The organism is Tamlana sp. I1 (assembly GCF_015355625.1).
GTDB lineage: Bacteria > Bacteroidota > Bacteroidia > Flavobacteriales > Flavobacteriaceae > Pseudotamlana.
This window is the reverse complement of record NZ_JACLAF010000011.1, coordinates 35816-57367: the sequence shown is the minus strand read 5'-3', so window position 1 is coordinate 57367 and position 21552 is coordinate 35816. Positions and strand designations below refer to the sequence as shown.

Annotated in this window: 15 protein-coding genes; all 15 read right to left on the bottom strand. The window is 35.7% G+C overall.

Going from position 1 to position 21552, the window contains the following annotated elements:
• Positions 1–100: 100 nt before the first annotated feature.
• Positions 101–1636 carry a YifB family Mg chelatase-like AAA ATPase gene (locus H6X70_RS11360; protein WP_194767815.1) on the bottom strand — a complete coding sequence of 512 codons (1536 nt, stop codon included), beginning with the start codon at positions 1634–1636 and terminating at the stop codon, positions 101–103.
• A 187-nt stretch (positions 1637–1823) separates the two neighbouring features.
• The gene (locus H6X70_RS11355) at positions 1824–3959 is read right to left on the bottom strand and encodes an OmpA family protein (protein ID WP_194767814.1); all 2136 of its coding nucleotides are present in this window, start codon (positions 3957–3959) and stop codon (positions 1824–1826) included.
• A gap of 10 nt (positions 3960–3969) precedes the next feature.
• The gene (locus H6X70_RS11350) at positions 3970–4908 is read right to left on the bottom strand and encodes a type IX secretion system membrane protein PorP/SprF (protein ID WP_194767813.1); all 939 of its coding nucleotides are present in this window, start codon (positions 4906–4908) and stop codon (positions 3970–3972) included.
• Between the two features lie 35 nt (positions 4909–4943).
• Positions 4944–8966 (bottom strand): gliding motility-associated C-terminal domain-containing protein, encoded by a 4023-nt coding sequence (locus tag H6X70_RS11345; RefSeq protein ID WP_194767812.1) that lies wholly within the window; start codon positions 8964–8966, stop codon positions 4944–4946.
• A gap of 320 nt (positions 8967–9286) precedes the next feature.
• Positions 9287–10564, bottom strand: a complete 1278-nt coding sequence (locus tag H6X70_RS11340) for an alginate export family protein (protein ID WP_194767811.1) — start codon at positions 10562–10564, stop codon at positions 9287–9289.
• 143 nt (positions 10565–10707) lie between these two features.
• Positions 10708–11541 carry an ABC transporter ATP-binding protein gene (locus H6X70_RS11335; protein ID WP_194767810.1) on the bottom strand — a complete coding sequence of 278 codons (834 nt, stop codon included), beginning with the start codon at positions 11539–11541 and terminating at the stop codon, positions 10708–10710.
• A gap of 9 nt (positions 11542–11550) precedes the next feature.
• On the bottom strand, positions 11551–12399 hold the full coding sequence (locus H6X70_RS11330) for an ABC transporter ATP-binding protein (RefSeq protein WP_194767809.1): 849 nt from the start codon (positions 12397–12399) through the stop codon (positions 11551–11553).
• 216 nt (positions 12400–12615) lie between these two features.
• Positions 12616–13722, bottom strand: coding sequence for an ABC transporter permease (locus H6X70_RS11325; RefSeq protein ID WP_194767808.1), 1107 nt, complete (start codon positions 13720–13722; stop codon positions 12616–12618).
• A 158-nt stretch (positions 13723–13880) separates the two neighbouring features.
• The gene (locus H6X70_RS11320) at positions 13881–15275 is read right to left on the bottom strand and encodes a CmpA/NrtA family ABC transporter substrate-binding protein (protein ID WP_194767807.1); all 1395 of its coding nucleotides are present in this window, start codon (positions 15273–15275) and stop codon (positions 13881–13883) included.
• Positions 15276–15898: 623 nt separating this feature from the next.
• Entirely contained in the window at positions 15899–16291 is a 393-nt protein-coding gene (locus H6X70_RS11315; protein WP_194767806.1) for a hypothetical protein, read from the bottom strand.
• Positions 16292–16381: 90 nt separating this feature from the next.
• Positions 16382–17131 carry a Crp/Fnr family transcriptional regulator gene (locus H6X70_RS11310; RefSeq protein ID WP_194767805.1) on the bottom strand — a complete coding sequence of 250 codons (750 nt, stop codon included), beginning with the start codon at positions 17129–17131 and terminating at the stop codon, positions 16382–16384.
• Between the two features lie 143 nt (positions 17132–17274).
• A complete protein-coding gene (gene dsrP / locus H6X70_RS11305) occupies positions 17275–18498 on the bottom strand; it encodes a sulfate reduction electron transfer complex DsrMKJOP subunit DsrP (protein ID WP_194767804.1) in 1224 nt (407 codons plus the stop codon).
• 553 nt (positions 18499–19051) lie between these two features.
• Entirely contained in the window at positions 19052–20200 is a 1149-nt protein-coding gene (locus tag H6X70_RS11300; protein WP_194767803.1) for a 4Fe-4S dicluster domain-containing protein, read from the bottom strand.
• Between the two features lie 36 nt (positions 20201–20236).
• The gene (locus tag H6X70_RS11295) at positions 20237–20857 is read right to left on the bottom strand and encodes a cytochrome c3 family protein (protein WP_194767802.1); all 621 of its coding nucleotides are present in this window, start codon (positions 20855–20857) and stop codon (positions 20237–20239) included.
• Between the two features lies 1 nt (position 20858).
• Entirely contained in the window at positions 20859–21551 is a 693-nt protein-coding gene (locus H6X70_RS11290; protein WP_194767801.1) for a nitrate reductase cytochrome c-type subunit, read from the bottom strand.
• Position 21552 lies beyond the last annotated feature (1 nt).

Below are 21552 nucleotides of genomic sequence, written 5' to 3'. Positions count from 1 at the left end.
CAGTTGACTTAACAACAAAAGGCTTTCTAAAAAGTAAATCAAATTTAATTTACTTTTTAGAAAGCCTCTTTTTTATTTTGAAATTTCAATGAAACACGATTTACCCTAACCAACCTTCACGGTCCAGACTTCTATATTGAATGGCTTCACTAATATGGTTGCCATTAATACTTTCTGAATCTTCTAAATCGGCAATGGTCCTAGATACTTTTAAAATGCGATCGTACGCTCTTGCGGAAAGATTTAAACGTTCCATCGCTGTTTTTAGTAATGTTTTTGAAGACTCATCTAAAACACAATACTTACGAATTTGCTTTGTGTTCATTTGAGCATTATAGTGCACCGTTTCAGAATCGGAAAAACGATCGGTTTGTACTTTTCTTGCTATGGTTACACGTTTTCTAATTTCGACAGAGGTTTCACTTTTTCTTTCTTCTGAAAGTTTATCAAAAGGCACCGGCGTTACTTCAATATGAATATCAATACGATCCAACAAAGGCCCCGAAATTTTACTTAAATAGCGCTGCATTTCAGCAGGACTGGAAGTTACAGGCGCATTAGGGTCGTTAAAATAACCCCCTGGACTCGGGTTCATACTAGCAACTAGCATAAACGACGAAGGATACGTAACCGTAAATTTCGCTCTAGAAATGGTAACCTCGCGATCTTCCAAAGGTTGACGCATCACTTCTAAAACCTCGCGTTTAAATTCTGGCAATTCATCTAAAAATAAAACCCCATTATGCGATAATGAAATTTCTCCGGGTTGCGGATAGCTTCCGCCACCAACTAAGGCAACATTCGATATCGTGTGATGCGGACTCCTAAACGGGCGTTGCGCCATTAATCCGGAATCTTTTACACGCCCCACTACAGAATGAATTTTTGTGGTTTCCAAAGCTTCATGAAGTGTCATAGGTGGTAAAATACTAGGCAATCGTTTTGCTAACATGGTTTTTCCAGCGCCAGGAGGACCAATTAAAATAATATTATGACCGCCAGCTGCTGCAATTTCCATACAGCGTTTTATACTTTCTTGACCTTTTACATCGCTAAAATCAAACTCCGGAAAATCTAAGCTTTTATTAAATTCTTCCCGAGTATCAATAATGGTTTGCTCTAAGGGTTCTCCTTTATCAAAAAACTGAATAACCTGTTTTATATTATCTACACCATAAACCTCAAGATTATCTACAATCGCGGCTTCTTTAGCATTTTGCAACGGAAGAATAAAACCTTTAAATCCTTCTTGTCTTGCCTTAACTGCAATAGGTAAAGCGCCTCTTATGGGTTGTAAACTGCCGTCTAAAGACAATTCGCCCATTATTAAATATTTATCTAAATCGTTGGCTTGAATTTGTTTGGATGCGGCTAGAATACCAATGGCTAGGGTTAAATCGTAAGCAGAGCCTTCCTTACGTAAATCGGCAGGCGCCATATTAATGGTTATTTTCTTTCCTGGGATTTTATAACCGTTATTTTGAAGTGCTGCTGCAATTCTATAATTACTTTCTTTAATGGCATTATCGGGCAATCCTACCAAATGATAACCAACCCCCGAATCGACATTAACCTCAACCGTAATGGTTGAAGCTTCTACACCAAATACGGCGCTGGCAAAAACTTTTTTCAGCATAGTGAATTTTTATGCTTTAAATGTAAGAAAAGTATTTTGCAATCATAATATAATAAATATTTTTCCTACTGAAAATGTCTGCTTTTTTGACCTAAGAAGCATTTAGCATGCTTGATGGGTGGTGTTGAGGACGTATACGGGAGACAGGAGACGGGAGACGGGAGACGGGAGAATAGAAAAACTTAATCTATAATTGTGTTATTACAAATTCTGATCGTCTATTTGTTTCATGCTCTTCTTCACTGCAATCATCTTCAGTTTTACAGGGTTGAATGGGTTGAGATTCTCCATAACCAATTGCCGTAATACGATAAGCATCAATACCTTTAGAGACTAAGAACTCTTTGGTAGATGTGGCTCGTTTTTGAGACAAATCTCGATTATAAGCCTTGTTACCTCTAATGTCGGTATGGGAGCCGATTTCTATTTGCATTTCAGGATATTTTTTCATCAAATCGACAACAGGCTGCAACACTTTTTTTACATCTCTACGTATGTACCACAACTTATAATCAAAATTAATATCGTCTGTTTCTATAACAATTTTATCCTTTAACTTTTTAATAGAAGGCTCTGCTGCTATTATATGATTAATTTCTATTTTTTTGTTTTCTGCTTCAGTTTCAAGTTTTTCACGTTCCTTTTCTAGAGCTACTTGGGCAGCGATTTGCTGATTTTTTAATTCGATTTGTTTTTGCTCAAGTTCCTTTTGCTTGATAGAAGCCAAAGACACCAAGGCTAATGACGCATCATTTGTTATATTTCGTTTAGCACCTATTACGATTTTACGTTCGGCATCCTGATAACCTTCAGCTGTAGCTTTAACCATCAAGGTGATTTCGCAACCTGAAACCGTGTTAAACGCACCATCTTCTTTGGTAGCAAAAGTTCCCAAAAGCACAGGATCTTCTTCTGAAACAACACGAATGGTTACTTTTGAATTTTCAAGTGCTTCATTGGTGGCTTTATCGGTAATAATACCTGCTATAAACTGCTTACAATCTTCGATAATTAAAGGTTTTAATTCCTTGAAACTATAAACATCGTCGCTTCCTTTACCATTCATTCTATTGGATGATACGTAACCCGATTTTTGAGAATCATCTAAAAAGAAAGCAAAATCATCGAAACCTGAATTAAGCGGTAAACCTAAATTATCTGGATTTTGAAAATGACTTCCATCAAACTTAGCCCAAAACACATCTAACCCACCAAAACCAAAATGCCCGTTTGAAGAAAAATACAAATCACCATTGGCACCGATAAAAGGAAACTGCTCTCGGTGTTTGGTATTAATTTTAGAACCCAAATTTACCGGAGCACCATACGTACCATCGGAGTTTATATCGACGTAAAACAAATCGAAGTTTCCTAAAGTTCCAGGCATATCCGATGCGAAATACAAACGTTTGCCATCGGGGCTCAAAGCGGGGTGTTCCACCGAAAAATCATCGCCATTAAAGGGAAGTGACTCTATGTTTTTCCAAACACCATCAATCAATTCTGCCTTATAAATTTTTAAATGCGTGATTAACTTATCATCATTTACTTCTTTCCCTTTGTAATAATTATTCCTAGTAAAATACAGGGTTTTATGGTCATTACTAAATGCAACCGTCCCTTCGTGAAGTTTGGTATTAACCTTTTCTGAGATTGATTTTGAAGCTGCACCACCAAGTGCTAAACTATCCTTATAGATGGTATAGATATCTAAAAAAGGTTGTTCATTCCAACCGTAATAACCTTTTAAAATATTGTTTTTACCACTTTCTTTTTCAGCGGAAGCATATACTAATAAATCGTTGTAAGGCAGCATTCCAAATTCAGAATACGCACTATTAATGGCCAAATTTTCTAAATGATAACGGTTTCCAATAGCGATGATATTTTCTTGAGTTTTAACAGCGTCATCAAAAGCTATTAAAGCTAACGAGTCTTGCTTTTCAACAAGGAATTCACGCATCACACTGTTGGCATCATCATAGTTACCAGAAGCCTTTAAAGCTTGAACATATCTAAAAATATTACTTTCTGTTTTATTACTTTTTGTGCGGTTAACCAGATAACCATAAAGGCGCGCTGAAGCTTCCAAATCCCCAATACTATAGTAACAGGTGGCTAAATTTTCAACCACGGCATTGGTTCTGTGCTTTCGTATAACCTTTTCATAAAGCGGAATTGCTTTCGCATAAAAAGCACGCTCAAAATACGTGTTTGCTTTCCTTAAATCGTTATTGAAAATTTTAGGATCTGATTTATCTTTCTCTTGCGAAAAAGCCGAAAACAGCATCATAAAAGCTAGTATAGGTAGTAATTTTTTCATCGCTATTTTTTTAGAAAAATCTTGGAGATTTTTTATAACCCTCTTTTAATCCGAATAAAGAAATATCGAATAATAAAACAATTTCGTGGGAGCCTGTGTTATGATTTGAAAAGTCTGAAACCGTAGCATCATAAGCATAAGCCACTTTAAGCGCTGGCGTAACTCGAAACCCAACAATGCCGCTAATGGCATCATCATATCGATAAGAAATACCTGCTTCTAAACGATCGTATATTAATGAATTTAAAGATATATCAACATTAAAAGGTGCGCCTTTTACAGCTCTTGCCATGAAGGACGGTTTTAATTTGAAATTATCATTTACAGAAAACACATAACCACCAATCATATAAAAATGAATTTCTTCTTTACCCATGGTGTTTAACACCACCGCATCATCCAAGTGATTGGCGCGAATAAAATTGGGCGCCGATAATCCGATGTAATAGTTATCTGTGAAATAATAAGCACCTGCTCCAATGGTTGGATAGACTTCGTTCACATTTTCGGTAAATGTAGGGTCGTTTGGATTGATAAGATTTCCTGTAAATGTAGAATCGTATATGGTAAAACCTGCTTTTATTCCGAATGATAATTTAGCATTATCGTTTATATTTAAAAGATAAGCGAAATCGGCATTAATATTTTTTTCGTTGATGTCAATAACTTCTTCACCTATTCTATCAGTTGTAAAAGTCATGCCCATTTCAATTTTATCATTAAATGGCGTATGGGCAAAAAACGATAATGTTCTTGGACTTCCTAAAGTGTTAGTCCATTGTCTACGGTAAGTCCCCCCAAGATTTAGAATACCCAAATCGCTTGTTGCATAAGCAGGGTTAACAACACTCATATTATAAGTGTACTGGGTGAATTGCGGATCTTGCTGCGCCGATACTTTGTGGTATAACACAACTAAAAATAAAATGACTATGAAAAACTTAGGCATTTTTTGTGGTTGATTTGGTTTGGTATTGCTGGTCATTATCTTCTTAAATGAACTTGTCCTTGATATGGTTTTGTATCAAATCGGTTAAAATTAATTACATAAAAGTATACGCCTGTTGGTAAGACATCATTACTAAACAATCCTGATTGATTGCTTTTTCCATCCCAAAAACCAATGGTGGTGTTTCCTTTAAAAACAAGTCTACCGTATCTATTATAAATATCAATGTTGTAATCTGGATAAACAAACTGAATGTTTTGTAATTCGAAGGTGTCATTAATACCATCGCCGTTAGGTGAAAAACCATCGGGAATAACGAGTTCGTTAGGAGAACAAGCCGTAAGATCTACGGAAATAGCCAAACTATTACTTTCGCAAATAACACGCTCTCCTGAAACGCTTGTATCAACTTCGTAAACGGCGTAATAAGTACCTTGTTCTAAAACCGTCGAATCATCAAGCAAATTTCTAGTAGCCATATCATCAGAATCATACCAAACTAAAGTGTGGTTTAACGGGATGTCAAAGCGCATATTTCCATCTTCATCTTCCAGGATATCTGCTATTATTTTTTCATTTATACCACAAAATTCCGCCGTTGCAGAGCTCGCTACAGGATCTGAAACTTCAACTAAAGTAATAGGGACTTCTAAAGGCGCACTTAAACAGCTCCCCACTTGTAATTGGGCAAAATAAGACACACCGTTTTGTAGTATTTCTGAACTTGATAACGGATTGTTATTTTCATCAAACCATAGGATGTTTTCAGTTCCTAAATACACATCATTTAAAGCAGGGTTGCCTGCTCCACAATGTAGTGTTACAAAATCATTAGGCGTTATGGTTGGATTTTCTAATGTAAAATTCACTAAAGATCGCTCTATACTTTCACAGCCCGCTAAAACTGTTTGTGAGGCATAAATATTAGCCGACCATGATGCCAGTTCTATATTGACATTTAAAGGTGTGCTAGTGGTTTCATCTTCGTAAAGTTTAATTTCGTTTGAAGTTTCACTTTGAAGTACATCTAATAAATCCTGTACTGTTGGATTACTTTCCAAACAAAAAACAGCTGTTTGCAATACCGGTTTTGAAGCGATATCTTCTAATTTAAAAGCCACCTCTACAAGATCACTTGTACATGATCCAGCAATAACTTGTTGCACATAAACAGGCGATGTGGTGTTTTCTAATAAATCGGTTGAAGCCAAAGCAAGCGTTCCTGCTGGGTCTGAAAAATAAGAAATAACACCTTGTCGTGACAGGGTAGCATCATTAAAAGCTAAATCTGCTAAAGTAAAAACGGCGCCATTTGCGGTACAAAAATTATTATCTAAAGGTTCTGGATTTGCAACCACATCGGTAATGGAATAAACCACCTGAACGCGGTCACTCTCACAGCCTTGAGCAATAGTTTGCGATACCCAATATTCATTAGCAGTATCTAAAGCTAAAGATATGCTTGTATATGCAGGACCTGTTTCAGAGGTGTACCATTTTAATGTTGCTGAAGCATCGCTATCCACCTTTAAATCACTTATGGTGGCATTTGCAGCCGTACAAAACATATTGTCTATTGGTGTTGGTTTTTCAGCCTTATCTACAAAAGTAATGTTGGCTTGTGTTCTATTAGGGCTTACACAACCTCCAGAAATGGTGATTTCAGCCCAATAGGCTTTACTCATATCTAGGTCATCTGTTGAACTATAAGCCGTTCCGTTGGTTTCGGCGTCATACCAAATAATATTTTGACTAGAAACATCTAAATCAGAAACGGTATACGTGGATGCACTACAGAAAACATTAGAATTTAAGACTGGAATAGAAGCTTCTGAAACTACGGTTACCGTTATAGGTTCTGTACCAATATCACAACCTGTGATGGCGCTTTTAAGAACCGCAACAAAGGCTTCATCTTGAGTGATTTCGTAGGTGTTTGGTAATGACATTCCGTTTAAATCGGTTACCGTTATATCAACATCTACTCCTGCTGATATGTTTAAATCGCTTAAAGTTACGGCGCCGTTCACTAAGCAAACTTCGAACGTATTTTTAACTAATGCTGCAGGTTCTGGATCGCCAATTCTAAAGGTTAAACGTGCATCAAATATATGATTTGTGCCTTCTTTAGTTAATCCAACCTCCATGCCTTGAGCTGTATAATTATCAATATCTAGCTGACTTAATCCTCTGCAAGCAGCATCATCATTTTGCACACTTCTAATTACAAAAACATAGTCGCCATTGGGAAGCGCGCTAACATCATTACTATTTACAATATTGATATCAATCCCATCACCTTGCGTGTTATTGGTTAGTGATACACTAGCATCTCTAGGCGCAAATTGCTGTGGTTCGCTACCAAATTGATAAATATCGAAAGTCACCGTACTGTACGAGATGAATTCCCCGGAAGGGCTATCGAAACCAAACTGTAAACTAGAAGCATCACACCTACTATCTGCTGCAATATTAAAAATAGGATTTGGTGGTGCTGGAATAAAATTAAGATTGGCTATTTTAGTAATATCGCCACAGTGTATAAAATTATTGGTTTCAAAAAAGATCAATGAATTAGTACCTTGAACAAACCGATTTACAGATACAGAAGCCGTTGCGTTGCCATCTAAGAAGTTTACTTCATCTGTAAAACGCACCGTATTTATAGAGTATTCAACTGAAATTTCGCCATTTAATGGAACAAAAGCAGCATCAGTAGCATTGGCATAAGTGATTAAAATATCATCAAGCTCGCAGCCTGAAGTTGAAGCTACTGTAATTGAAGGTTCAATATACAAATCAAAATCTTCCGAAGGCACAGACACTATCGATGTGCATAAAACCGTTGGACCACATGTTGGTTCGGCTACGATATCATCAATTTGAATGCTTAAAGTTTCGCTAGTAGCCAAATGAAGTCCTGGTAACAAATCAAACTGTGCCGTTCCATTTTGAAAAGCAAGGTCTGTTATGGTTCTGGACTGAGTCCCTAAACTATTTCCTGAAATCGTATATGACAAATCATAAGCGCCGTTACTTAGAAGCACGCTGTTATAATTTAAAACCACTATCCCATTACAATCTACCGTTACAGTCGCTTCTAAATTAAGTTGTTTCTCGATACAAATAACAACAGTGGCAGCTCTTTCATCGCAAATTGGATGCTCTGGTAATACCGTATAAGTAAAGGAATACCTTCCTGCTCCGAAATTATTATAGATGTTTTGTACATTTATTTCGTAATCGGTACCATTAGTAATTTCACCTGTAGAAACTATAGTAGAATCTGTCCATTCACCGTTAGTATCGGCATCAATTAACCTTGAAAAGAGGTTTAAGTTTGTTAGTCCAGACATATCATCTGTTTCACATAAATTCAAATTTAAAGGCGTTCCTGGATTTGGAGAACGACGAACCTCAACATCTATAATTGCAGTACGTTCCGGACAATTACTAACGGAAGGCACGGTATAAGTGAAGGTATAGGTACCAATAGGCACATTTTCAAAATCAAAAAACTCATTGTTTAATACGCCTAAGGCTAAGTTTGATGAATCTTCGGTCCAAACACCACCTGTATCTGGTCCAACAAGATCGTTAACCGTATCAATAAATATAAATAAATCTATGATATTGATGGCATCATCATCATCGTCCTTTAGGATTTGACATACGTTATTAGTTCCTGGGTTTTGGTTGCTCTCTCCAGGATAACCACCTAAGTTTATAATTACTGTAGCTGAACTTGTATCGCAGGCTAAGTTTCTATAAGTAAAGGCATGAGCCCCAAACCTATTAATCTTCCAAAGATTTACCTCTCCCGTCGTTTTATCTAAAGCATTAGAGTTAAAGTTACTTTCTGCTGTCCAAGTACCTCCTGCGGTCTCCCCTACTAAAACATCAAAAAGATTAAAGTTTTGTAAACTAGAGTCTGTTTCTTTATTACAAATCGTGACTTCTGCCCCTGTACCTGCACATTGGGAAAATCCTAAAGAACCATTAAAAAAAGCAACACCAATTAATAGTGTGCGGAATATATTGCGTAGGCAAGCATTCATTTTTATTGTATGGATTTGGGTTTAAAAAGGCGGGAAGATATAAAAAATCTCACACCAAATAAAAAAACGTGAGATTCACCTCCTTTTATAAATAAATAATGAAATAAAATCAACATTCATTAAATAATTACCACTAAATACCCTAATACAATAAATATTCTTAATCCAGTTATATTAGTGTTTTTAGTTTTAGAGGATAAATAGAATTTTTTTAAACGATGTTTACAAGATTAAGTCTATACCAACTAGAGAACTATCTATTTTTAAAAGCAAAAAATCCCGCAAGAGCGGGATTTTGATGTATTAATTGGTAAATTATTTTAATTTATAAATTTAGGTTTGAAAACCAACATGGCCCAAGCCCAGTTTTGTACACCAGAAGCAACGTCTTCTGACACGCCTTTTAATTCATACATTCCATCGCTAGCAAACATTTGAGAATACCCAACATTTAAAGCAAAACCATCGAATTTTTTAGTATATACTAAATCGATTTCTGTTCCTAAAGACTTTTCTCCGCTTGGTAATTCTTGCTCACCACTAAAGTTTAATGCTTTAACCAATAAGCTAGAGGTTTTGCTAAAATTAAAATTAGCACTTACATGAACATCTACTAAACCTACTGAATTTGCATGATTTCCTACGTAGAAATAATCCATGAAACCATTAAATTTATGATTTGTTCCATATAATGGAAAAAATGCGCCGGTATCATCTAAACTAGCCTCATCATTACCGCTAATTATTTCAGCACCTAAGCCTAAACCTACGGCTTTAGAAACTTTAAATCCAAAATCTAAACTAGATAAAAAAGCCGCTTTTACGTTTTTATAATTCGTTCCGTAAATGGCTTCTCCATTTTGTAAGTATAAATTACCTGCTAAAGAGAATGCCCCTTTTCCATAGTTTAAATGCACACCTACGGTTTGTAAATTAGCAATATCATTTAAGCCAGCAGCATCATTTTGAAATCCGTTATTCATAATTAATAAACTTCCTGAAAAATCCCCCCAATCTTGATGCAAGTGAGCCATATACATGGTCTTATATGTAAAGAATCCTGTAGTATTATATTCATTTCCTTGAGAAACGAAACCTGATGGATCTGAATAATCTTGATTAAAGGCCAAAGCTACATCTAAAGCAAAATTATTTTTCTTGTACTTAATCAATCCTGCATCGTGGTTACGTCCTTGTTGTGCCCAATCTAAACCACCTAGAATTCGTTGGTCATCATAAGACAAAACTTGACGTCCTAATTTCGTGGTCCAGCCTTCACCCAATTTAATTTCAGCCCAAGCTTCAAAAACATTAAAAGTATTATTGGCATCTTCAGGTTTAATTTGTCTGTTTTCTCCCCAAACCAGAACATCTTGTAAACTGATGTAAGCTTTATAGGAACCTGTTTCAAATCCAGCATTTAGACGCGCTCTTGTTGAAATACCATACCCAGGCTCTACACCTGAAGGAATTAAAGTACCATAACCATGACGATATTCCGTTCTTGGTCGTATTTGACCATCTAATGTAAATTGCGCCTGTGCAAATGGAATACAAGCCAGTAGTAATAGTCCAAAAATTAAATGTTGTTTTTTCATGTTGTTGTTTTTAGTATGTTATTTTTTTATTTATAGGTTATTAAATAAACTCAACGAATATAAAAGTACGAAAACACATAAATCATGACAATACTCATGTTTTATAAAATTTATATTACGCTGTGTTTCAAAGAATATATTTATTAATGTTCTAAAAAATCTATTAAATGCTTTCTGTATGAATAATAATCATCATGTTCTAAAACAGATTTTCGAGTTCTTGGTCTCTCGAAATCAATATTTAACACATCGCCAATTTTAGCTTTTGGTCCGCTTGTCATCATAACTACACGATCGGCTAGAAATATGGCTTCATCCACATCGTGGGTAATCATAACCGCTGTAATTTTTTCTTTGTTCCAAATTTCAATTAGAATGTCTTGAAGTTCTCCTCTGGTTAATGAATCAAGCATTCCAAAAGGTTCATCTAACAATAATACTTTAGGTTTAATGGCGAAAGCTCGAGCAATTCCAACACGTTGTTGCATCCCTTGTGATAAATCGGAAGCTTTTTTATGAAATGCATCTTCTAAACCTACTTTTTGCAAATAGTATTTAGCAATATCATGACGCTGTGCTTTGGTAGCATCAGGAAAAACTTGATCGACACCTAATAATACGTTTTGAAGTGAAGTCATCCATGGCATTAAACTTGGTGATTGGAAGATAACGCCACGATCTGGTCCAGGACCTTGAATGTGTTTTCCTAAAACCGAAATATGTCCTCCTGAAATCTCGTTAAGTCCAGCAATCATAGATAACATGGTTGTTTTTCCGCAACCTGAATGCCCAATAATGGTAACAAATTCTTCTTTCTTTATTTGAAGGTTTAAATCTTCCAATACCACATAATCCCCTTTTGGTGTAGGATATACTTTTTTAAGGTTTTTTAAATCCAGCATCACTTCAGAAGATGGAAAAGTTAGATTTTTATTTATAGCGGTATTACTTGTATTTTCTATGGTATGTGTAGTCATAATTTCAATTTATTTAAAACGTCCAACAAAACTTTTAGGCTCTAATTCTGGCAATTCGTAAACGCCTTGCGATTCCGATTTTCTAGAGTTTCCAATCTCCATTAAGTATTCGATAATGGCGTTTCTTGTATCTTTAAAATTTTGGTTGTCATTCATTTCTGTTTTATCACGCGGACGCTCGATATCAATTTTAAATTCAGGTCCTAAAGTGGCTTTTGGCCCTGGTTTTAAAGGAATAATACGATCTGCCATATAAATACCTTCATCTACATCGTTTGTAATTAACAGTGCAGTACGCTTGTCTTTTCCCCAGATATTTAAAATTTCATCTTGAAGATTTCCACGGGTCAAAGCATCTAAAGCTCCCAAAGGCTCGTCCATAATAATCATTTCGGGTTTCATGGCTAAAGCTCTTGCCACAGCAACACGTTGGCGCATACCTCCTGATAATTCATTAGGACGCTTATTTATAGCATGTGATAAGCTCACCATTTCCACATAGTCTTTAACTATTTCGTTAAGCTCTACTTTACTTTTCTTCGGAAAAGCTTCTTTTACAGCCATAAAAATATTCTGTCCAACGGTTAACCAAGGTAAAAGCGAATAGTTTTGAAAAATAACACCGCGCTCATGACTGGTGCCTACAACAGGTTGTCCTTTAAATAAAACCTCGCCGCTTGTTGGTTCGATTAAGCCATTTATTAAATTTACCAAAGTTGTTTTTCCGCTTCCTGTAAACCCTACGATCGCAACAAATTCACCTTCTTCAATCGTTAAATTTATGTTTGAAAGCACTTCGGTAGCATGGTCGCCTTGTCCGTAAGATTTATATATATTATTTAATTCTAAGTATGCCATTTTCTTTATGCGTTTATTTGTGATTTGTTGATTTTCAGATTTTAGAGTCAAGAGCTAAGAATCAAGAGCCAAGAGCCAAGATTAAACTTTATAGTTGATTCGTTTTGTGTTGATTTGTGGATGCGATTACACGATTAAACAATTCAACGATTCCTCATCATTTTATTAAAACAATCCAGCTAAACTTCTGTCTCCCGTCATCCGTCTCCTGTCCTTTTATATCCCATTACTCTTATCGAAACTTACCCAGTTCTGTATGGTCAGCATCAATCGATCTAATAAAAACCCAATGATTCCAATAACAAACATGGCTACGATAATTTTTGAATTTGAATCGTTTGCTCCATTTTGAAATTCTTCCCAAACAAACAATCCTAAACCTGGACTTTGTGCTAATAATTCAATGGCAATTAAAACCATCCAAGCTACTGATAAGGTAATTTTCAACCCTGTGAAGATTAGTGGCAACGACGAAGGTAAAATCACTTTAAACACTTTTTGTATTGGGCCTAATTTTAATACTTTGGCAACATTTATATAATCTTTATCTACCGACGCCACTCCCATTGCTGTGTTAACTAAAGTGGCCCACATGGAACAAAGCCCAACACTTATAAAGGATATGATGAAGGAACTATCATCAGTCGAATCGATTAAAATCGTTTTTACAATCATAAACACTAACAAGTACCAAACCACTGGCGAAACAGGTTTAAAAATTTGAATGAACCAGTTGAAAGCACTTTTTAACGTCGGACTTAATCCGATTAAAATACCAATTGGAATAGCAATAACAAGGGCTAAAAGGAAACCAGCAAACACAGTTTTTAAACTCATGATTATTTGATCTATAAATGAAGGTCTTCCTGTATAGGTTATCGCTGCTTTTCCTGCGGCAATACGTTTGGCATTTAAAGCTGCTGTTTTTTCTATAAACGCTGCTTTATCGGCTCTAATAATATTATGATCTCTTAATAAAGACTTGTATGAATCCCACACCTGACCTGGAGAAGGCAGCGTATTTGGCTGGCAACTTACATCGCCAGAGGCAATACATTTACGCATGGCTTCGGCAGCTTCTGGTCCTTGATCGGTTAATGCGGTTTGAATTTTAAAATTGGCCTCTCTATTGTATAAAGATTGTGAGCCCAATTGCCACAAACCAATAAATAATAAAATGGAAGCAAGAGGTACGATAACTTTGCGTAAAAAGTTTTTAAAATCTTCTTTTTCTAACTTCCCCGTGAATAGGTCTTTTAAGGTGGTTAAAAAACCGAAACCCATAAATTTGGTTACTTTTTCTAATGTGATACTTTGCTTCATTTTCTCTTATTTTTTTGTGGTTCTATATTTTGAAATAAATGGTCAATTCGAGTGATATTTACATCGAGATTCTGCTCCTGGTTATTGGTTATCGATACGATTTTTGAAAATAAAAATCACTCGAACTGACAGCTCATCATTCTTAAACTGAACTTAATTTACTGTACAGCTTTATCTTTGTTTCCTATTGAAAAACTATTGATGTATGAAATAGGATCTTTACCATCATAAGTAATTCCATCAATAAAATCGGTTGTTGCTGGTTTATAACCATCGGTTGAAGGAATATCGGTTGAAGGAATATTTCCTTCTTCAACTAAAAGTTGGGCCGCTTTCTTCCAGATATCTGGTCTGTAAATCTCTTTAATAGTTTCGGCATACCAATTGGCTGATTTCGCTTCTGGAATTTGTCCCCATCTACGCATTTGCGTTAAAAACCAAACACCATCAGAGTAAAAAGGATACGTTGCGTTGTACTTATAAAAGACATTAAAATCTGGCATATCACGTTTATCGCCTTTTTCAAATTCAAATGTTCCTGTCATCGAATTTGCTATCACAGCTTCATCTGCACCTACGTATTGAGACATCGATAAAATTTTAACAGCTTCTGCTCTATTTCCTGGCTCATCCAACCATTTTCCTGCTCTAATTAATGCTTTTGTAACAGCTATAGCAGTATTTGGGTTTTCTTCAACAAACTTTTTAGTCATAACAAATACTTTTTCTGGGTTGTTTTTCCAGATGTCGTAATTAGTTACCACAGGCACTCCAATACCCTTAAAAACAGCCTGTTGGTTCCATGGCTCACCTACACAGTAACCGTGAATAGTTCCAGCTTCAAGTGTTGCTGGCATTTGTGGCGGAGGGGTAACAGACAGTAATACTTCGGCATCAATTTGCCCTTGTACATTATCGGCCGTGTACATACCAGGGTTAATTCCTGCAGCAGCTAACCAATATCTAATTTCGTAGTTGTGTGTCGATACAGGGAATACCATACCCATTTTAAAAGGTTTTCCAGAGTTTTTATACTCTGAAATTACAGGTTTTAAAGCATCTGCTTTTATTGGGTGAATTGGCTTACCATCCGAATCCATAGGAACATTTGGCTTCATTTTAGACCAAACATCGTTTGAGACTGTGATGGCATTTCCGTTTAAATCCATTGAATAAGCAGTAACAAGTTCGGCTTGTCTTCCAAAACCAGCACCTGCTGCAATAGGTTGACCTGCCAACATGTGAGATCCATCTAATTGACCATCAATGACACGATCTAATATGTTTTTCCAGTTAGATTGAGCTTCAACAGAAACAAATAGACCTTCATCTTCAAAGAATCCTTTTTCTTTTGCAATAGCTAAAGGCGCCATATCGGTTAGTTTAATAAAACCAAAAGTTAATTGTGGCTTTTCTATATCTAATGTTTTTGTTTTTGAAGTTTCTGCAACTACATTTTCAGCAAGCGTTTGCTTTTTTTCTTTATTCCCACAAGAAAACATTAAAAGGGCTACTGGTAGGATCCAAGTTGATTTTTTGATTAGTGCATTCATTTTGTTTGATTTTTAAATTAAAACTAAGTATTAATACTTATCTGTGACAAATATATAAGTAGTCTTAGTTCTATTTCATGATGAACACCATGTACAAACCTCTTTTTAGAACACAAAAAAACCTGCTATAAAACAGGTTTAATTCACAAACAGCTAAATATCAATACTTAACACCATTAAAAACAACTAGTAATCATCTACGTAATTTTACGTGAAAAACATTTTAACTGTAATAATTTTACTTAGTTTTAGATGATTTAGGAGATAAATGAGAAACTTACTTTATTATCGTACGATAAACTTCGATTGGTTTTGTTAGAATATTTATTGATTCTCACTAGCACTAAAATTTTAAATTGAATTTAAGAGACAGTGTTTACAAATCATTATCTAAAGTTGTGTTTAATAAAATAAGGATTCAATATTTCTTGACGTAGACACTAATTGTGGATTCATGATAACAAGGCATTCATTCCTTTTGAAAGGGTCTTCGAGAGCAGACGAGAAGTTTATTTGAATTGGATTCATGAAAACAACATACTAACTCGCTTTTGTGTTAGGCAGAAAAAAGCTGAATTTCGCTAAAACAAAACAGACGTTCTTGTCCTGTGTTCCCCCTTAACCTACTCCAAATCTCGCTTTGGCGGTATAACATCACGGAAAGTTGGTGCTGTCTCAGAAATACGCCCAGCCCCTTTTTTATTGATTTTGAAAGTCACATCTTTTGTAGTGGTAAATAAAATCACAGATAAAAAAGAAGTTTTCAGGTATGGTTTTAAAAACACAAAAGCTTCGTCTAAAGTAAGTTCTTTTTCTTCATCTTCGGTCTCTTTAGATTGGTAGCGTAATTTCACTAGAACTTGTAAATCATCTTTAGAAGACAAGGGTCTAACAAATATGTTTTTTAAGTTTGGCTTACCAATAGTCTTTGCCATAGTTAATTTAGCAAAACGCCCGGCTTCGAAACTTTCTTTTACCTGTTCCCAGAAAAGAACAAATTCATCTTGATATGACATAAACTAAAGGTTGATGATAATATATTATGATGCTTCAAAAGTAAGGTTAATAAATTAGAAGCGTATTAATAAGGAATTGCTTAATTCCAATTAGGCATCTAAGAAATAATTATGCTCACTAATTTCACTCTTTAAAAGTTGAATATTAGATACTGCAATTTTTTTTCCTTTAGCCGAAATAAGCTTTTCTTTTTTCAATGCTGAAAAAATTCGAATAACCTGCTCTTCGGTAGTTCCGGCGTAATCGGCATATTCTTTTCTACTTAATGGCAAACTTAAAAATCCGTTTATATCACCAAATTTACGATGTAGATATAATAAAGTATCGATAACGCGTTCGCGAACCGTCATTTGCGAAATGGATTTGACTTTGTTTTCACTACGGTTTAATTCGTTTGCGTAAAACAACATTAAATCGTAAGCAAACTTAGGATTTTCAAGTAAAGCATCCTGAAGATCATCTTTAGAAAAATAACACAAAACAGACTCCTGCAGTGCAATTGCTCCAATAGAATAATACTCTTCGGTACCAAAACCACGATGACCAATAATTTCTCCCTCTTTGGCAAAACGCACAATTTGTTCGCGGCCGTTTATGCCTGTTCTAAAAACTTTTACCGTACCTTTTAAAATAAAAAACAAGCCATTTACTGGAGCGCCTTCCATTATAAATTGCTGTCCTTTTTTACATTTTAAGGTGCTTTTGTTTTTGGCGAATTCAGTATTAGAGATGGATTGTAAACTTCTATTTATTAAACAATTTTCATTGGTACAAGCTTCACAAGACACATCGGTAAGTGCCTTTTTTCTTAATTTAGAATGTGAAGTATTTAGTGACATAAAAAGAAGTATTTAAAACGAAAATACGTAATAATACTTAGTTTTTATGATAATCGATAATTTTTGAGAGTCTAACAAAAAACACCAACCGAAATTATTCAATTGATGTTTTTAAAGCCTTTAAATATGAAATTATAATGCGATTACTGCTTTTCTTTATATCTTAAATTCCCTAATTCAATACCAATCGCTGTTTTTGCTAGAATGGTGAATATGAATGCGCCCATGGCCCAAATACCAAGCGTCACTCCTATTTCTATTCCAGTTGGTGTGTATTCTACAATTTTACCGTAAGGTCCTGGAATAAACCCAGGAACGATTAAGCCAAATCCTTTTTCAATCCAAATGGCTATGAATAAGATAAAACAACAAAAGAATAGGATTTTGAAATTATTACGAAACTTATGAAAGGTTAATAACACAGTTGCCAAGACGTTTAAAGGGATAGCAGTCCAAATCCATGGTAATAAAGCATCTTTTCCATGCAGCCCGAAAAACAAATAATAAGCACTTTCACTATGGTGCGTAGGAGCATAAAACTCTTTAAACAACTCCGAAACCAACATAATTAAGTTTATTTGAGCGGCTACGGTAACAACCATAGCTATTTTTCTAAGAGTTTTATCTTGTATTTTAAATTCGGTAAAATTTCTAATAATTGCTAAAACCAAGATAATTAGTGCAGGTCCTGCGGCAAAAGCCGAGGCTAAAAAACGAGGCCCTAATAGCGCATTATTCCAAAACGGACGCGCCTGTAGTCCTTGATATAAAAATGCCGTAACTAAGTGAATACCAACAGCCCAAAACACTGATAGAATAGCTCCTGGTACATAGATTTTTGACTTTGCTTCTTTACCTTGATAGTGTCTAAATAAAATATATAATGGAATGGTAATATTTAAAAACAAGTAGCCATTAAGTACGATAACATCCCAGGTTAACATGGAATTCGGAAAATTAAACACACCTATCCCCGGAATCATATGCCATAAAACCGACGGACCTCCCATATCCGCAATTACAAAAGCCAAACACATAATTAAAGCCGCAACAGCGAGTCCTTCACCTATTAAAACAGCTTGCTTAAAATCGACATCATGCAAGACATAGGTAGGCATAACCAGCATGACGGCTGCAGCAGCAACCCCAACTAAAAACGTAAAATTCGAAATATACAGTCCCCAGCTTACACGATCGGTCATACCTGTTACACTTAAACCCTCCTCCAATTGGATGGAATAGCAATACATACCAACCAACATGATAAAAGTTAATACCCCCATCCAAATGTGGTATTTTAACGACCCATGGGTTATGGTATCTAAACTATCCTTAACTAAACTTCTAAAAACCTTAAATACACTCATGTTTTTAATTATTCTAATTATGTGTAATTGTTGATTTGTTGATGCGTGTAACCGTGTTTTCAATGACACAGTTAAACAATTCAACATTTTTTACTTAGCGTTACTTTTACTCTGTTTATGCGTTGATTTGTTGATGCATGTAAACGTGTTTTCAATGACACGATTAAACAGTTAAACAATTCAACCTATTTTTTTAAAACTAACTCACTCCTATCTCCCGTCAACTGTCTCCCGTCCTTTCTGTGCTAATTTGTTGATGCGTGTAAACATGATATCAATGACACGATTAAACAGTTAAACAATTCAACCTATTTTTTTAAAACTAACTCACTCCTGTCTCCCGTCAACTGTCTCCCGTCCTTTCTGTGCTAATTTGTTGATGCGTGTAATCGTGATATCAATGACACGATTAAACAGTTAAACAATTCAACCTATTTTTTTTAAAACTAGCTAACTCCTGTCTCCCGTCAACTGTCTCCCGTCCTTTCTGTGCTAATTTGTTGATGCGTGTAAACGTGATATCAATGACACGATTAAACGATTCCACAACACTCTAATCCATGAAATACCAGAACTTAGGTTCTGTTCCTAAATCTTCTTTTAATCTAAATACTTTTTTATTCTCTAGCACCCATCTAATGGTGCTTTTAGGATCTAATAAGTTTCCGAAAATACGTGCTCCTGTAGGACAGGCTTCAACACAAGCTGGGTTTTTACCCGATCTAGAACGTTGCACGCAGAAGGTACATTTTTCCATAACACCCTTTTTACGCATGCGGTTTCCTAAATAATGCTGATTGTGGTTTACTTCCTTTTCTGGAACTTCAGGTTTGCTCCAGTTGAAGCGTCTACCATCGTAAGGACAAGCAGCCATACAGTAACGGCAACCTACACACCAATCGTAATCTACAACCACCAAACCATCATCTTCTCTCCATGTCGCTTGTACAGGACAAACCTCAACACATGGCGGATTATCGCAATGAAAACACTGTGTTCCCATATAAAAATGTCCTTCGGCAGGAACTTCATGATAATAATTATCGTCGGCTTCATTAAAATTAAAGCCTTGACCATCTTTCATTTCATGAATTCTTATGTATTGCATTTCCGAATCACGATCCTGGTTATTCTCTTCAACACAGGCATTTACGCAATCCATATAACCTTGACATTTCGAAATATTAAAAGCGTAGCCAAACAACACATCTTCTTCAGCATTTTTTGAAGACATCGTTATATTTTTCCCCGTTCTTAATTCGTATGAACGTGTTAGCCTTTCAACGGTAGCTTTCTTTTCTTCATCAGACATCATTTTATAGTTGCCCTTAAATTGCTCTTCCCAGTCTATTTGTGCTTTTTCTTTACCTTCATCACTACCAATTACACTACAAGACGTGCTTACCGCTCCTGCCCCAATTAACAAACTTGCTGTTAGTTTTTTAAAAGCGGTTCGTCGGTCCATTTTAACATCAAAAACTTGTTCGAAACCGTCTTTTTTACGTTCCTCGCCTATTGATGCATTGATGGCGGCTTCAGCAAATTCATCATCTGTCATTTGATAACCATCGGAATCTATGGTATTCGGTTTAGAACCAGAACCACAGCCTCCTGAAGTTTTTCCGCAGCCACAAGAACCAGAAGATTCTTTGTTCCTACCTCCTAAATTTAAAGAAAACCATTTTTTGTTATTGCTGCTCATATCTTAAATATTATAAAACTTTTATACAGTTTTTAATTATTTTCTTTCTAACTCTGTTTGCGTATTAAAACGTGAAGGCCACCTAGACTCAAAGTGTGGTTTATGTGGGTTATGACAATTCACACAGGTCATGGATGCTCTTGGTGGCGCCCAACCGCCAATTCGTTTACCATGTGCACCACCTTTCCAATCTTCAAATTGTTTAGAGTGACACTGATTACACAAATTATAACTCTTATTAAAATCGATATCTTTTCCTGTCAAACTTTTTAATTGATCCATGTTATTGGGGTTGTGGCAGGTTACGCAATTCATAGCGTTTTCATTGGCATGTACAATTTTAATATCCCAATGCGCTTCCTTTATGCCTTTACTTTGCATGTCTTCCAAAGGTTTCGAATGACATTCGGTACAAGCATACGATCGTATTTGCCCTTTTCTTTCCGGTATTAAAAAGGTGTGTCCGTCTTCTGTAATTTCAATAGTTTTAATACCTTCTATATATTGTTCTGATGAAATAGAAGTACCATGATAGTTTTTACCTTCGGCGTTAATTTTTTCTATCACACCATGGTATTCGCCTTCGCCATGTTTACATGAAAAAAGCACTAAAACACATGTACAAGCCAGAATATATATGTAGTTCTTTCTAATCATTTTAATTACTATTAGTTCGTGTAAAAGCCTTTATTTCTGAAACCGGTTTATCTGTAGGCACATGACATTGTCTGCAATTCACACGCTCTGGGTGTGTTACTCTAATTTCCTTAGGAGCGGCAGGTCCTGCGTGACAAGACAAACAGTTTTCTCGCATTTGAATTTGGTGCGGAATCATTGGCGGACTTCCCATTAAAGCATTATTATCGCCAACTTCTGGCGCATTTACTTTAACCAAATTAGCTGGTTTAAAAAGCGTATTGCTTTTTTGAGCGACATGACATTGGCGGCAATTAACCATTTCGGGATGTGGTGTTACAGGCGCGTATGCATCGAATTTTTCTACAAAACCACCATTTTGATGGCATTGTAAACAGGTATTCCCGCCCAAACTACGCTCGTTTGCTACAGGATGTGGTATACTTGGTGGCGCACCGTGGTAGGCTCTATTATTATAATAGGTTTTCAAACTGCGTTGATGCGCTTCATCAATTGGCATTTCAGCATAATCTAATGCAAATTGAGAACGTTCAAAAACCCCAGATTCTGATGGAATTACTTTAATTCCGCTATTATCATCTTCAAGGGGAATATACGCTTCTTCAAGTCCGATTTGATAACTATAACTCCAAACAGCAATAAAAGCTATAAATAGAATTACAAATAATGATATGATACCTAGTCTCTTTTTCATG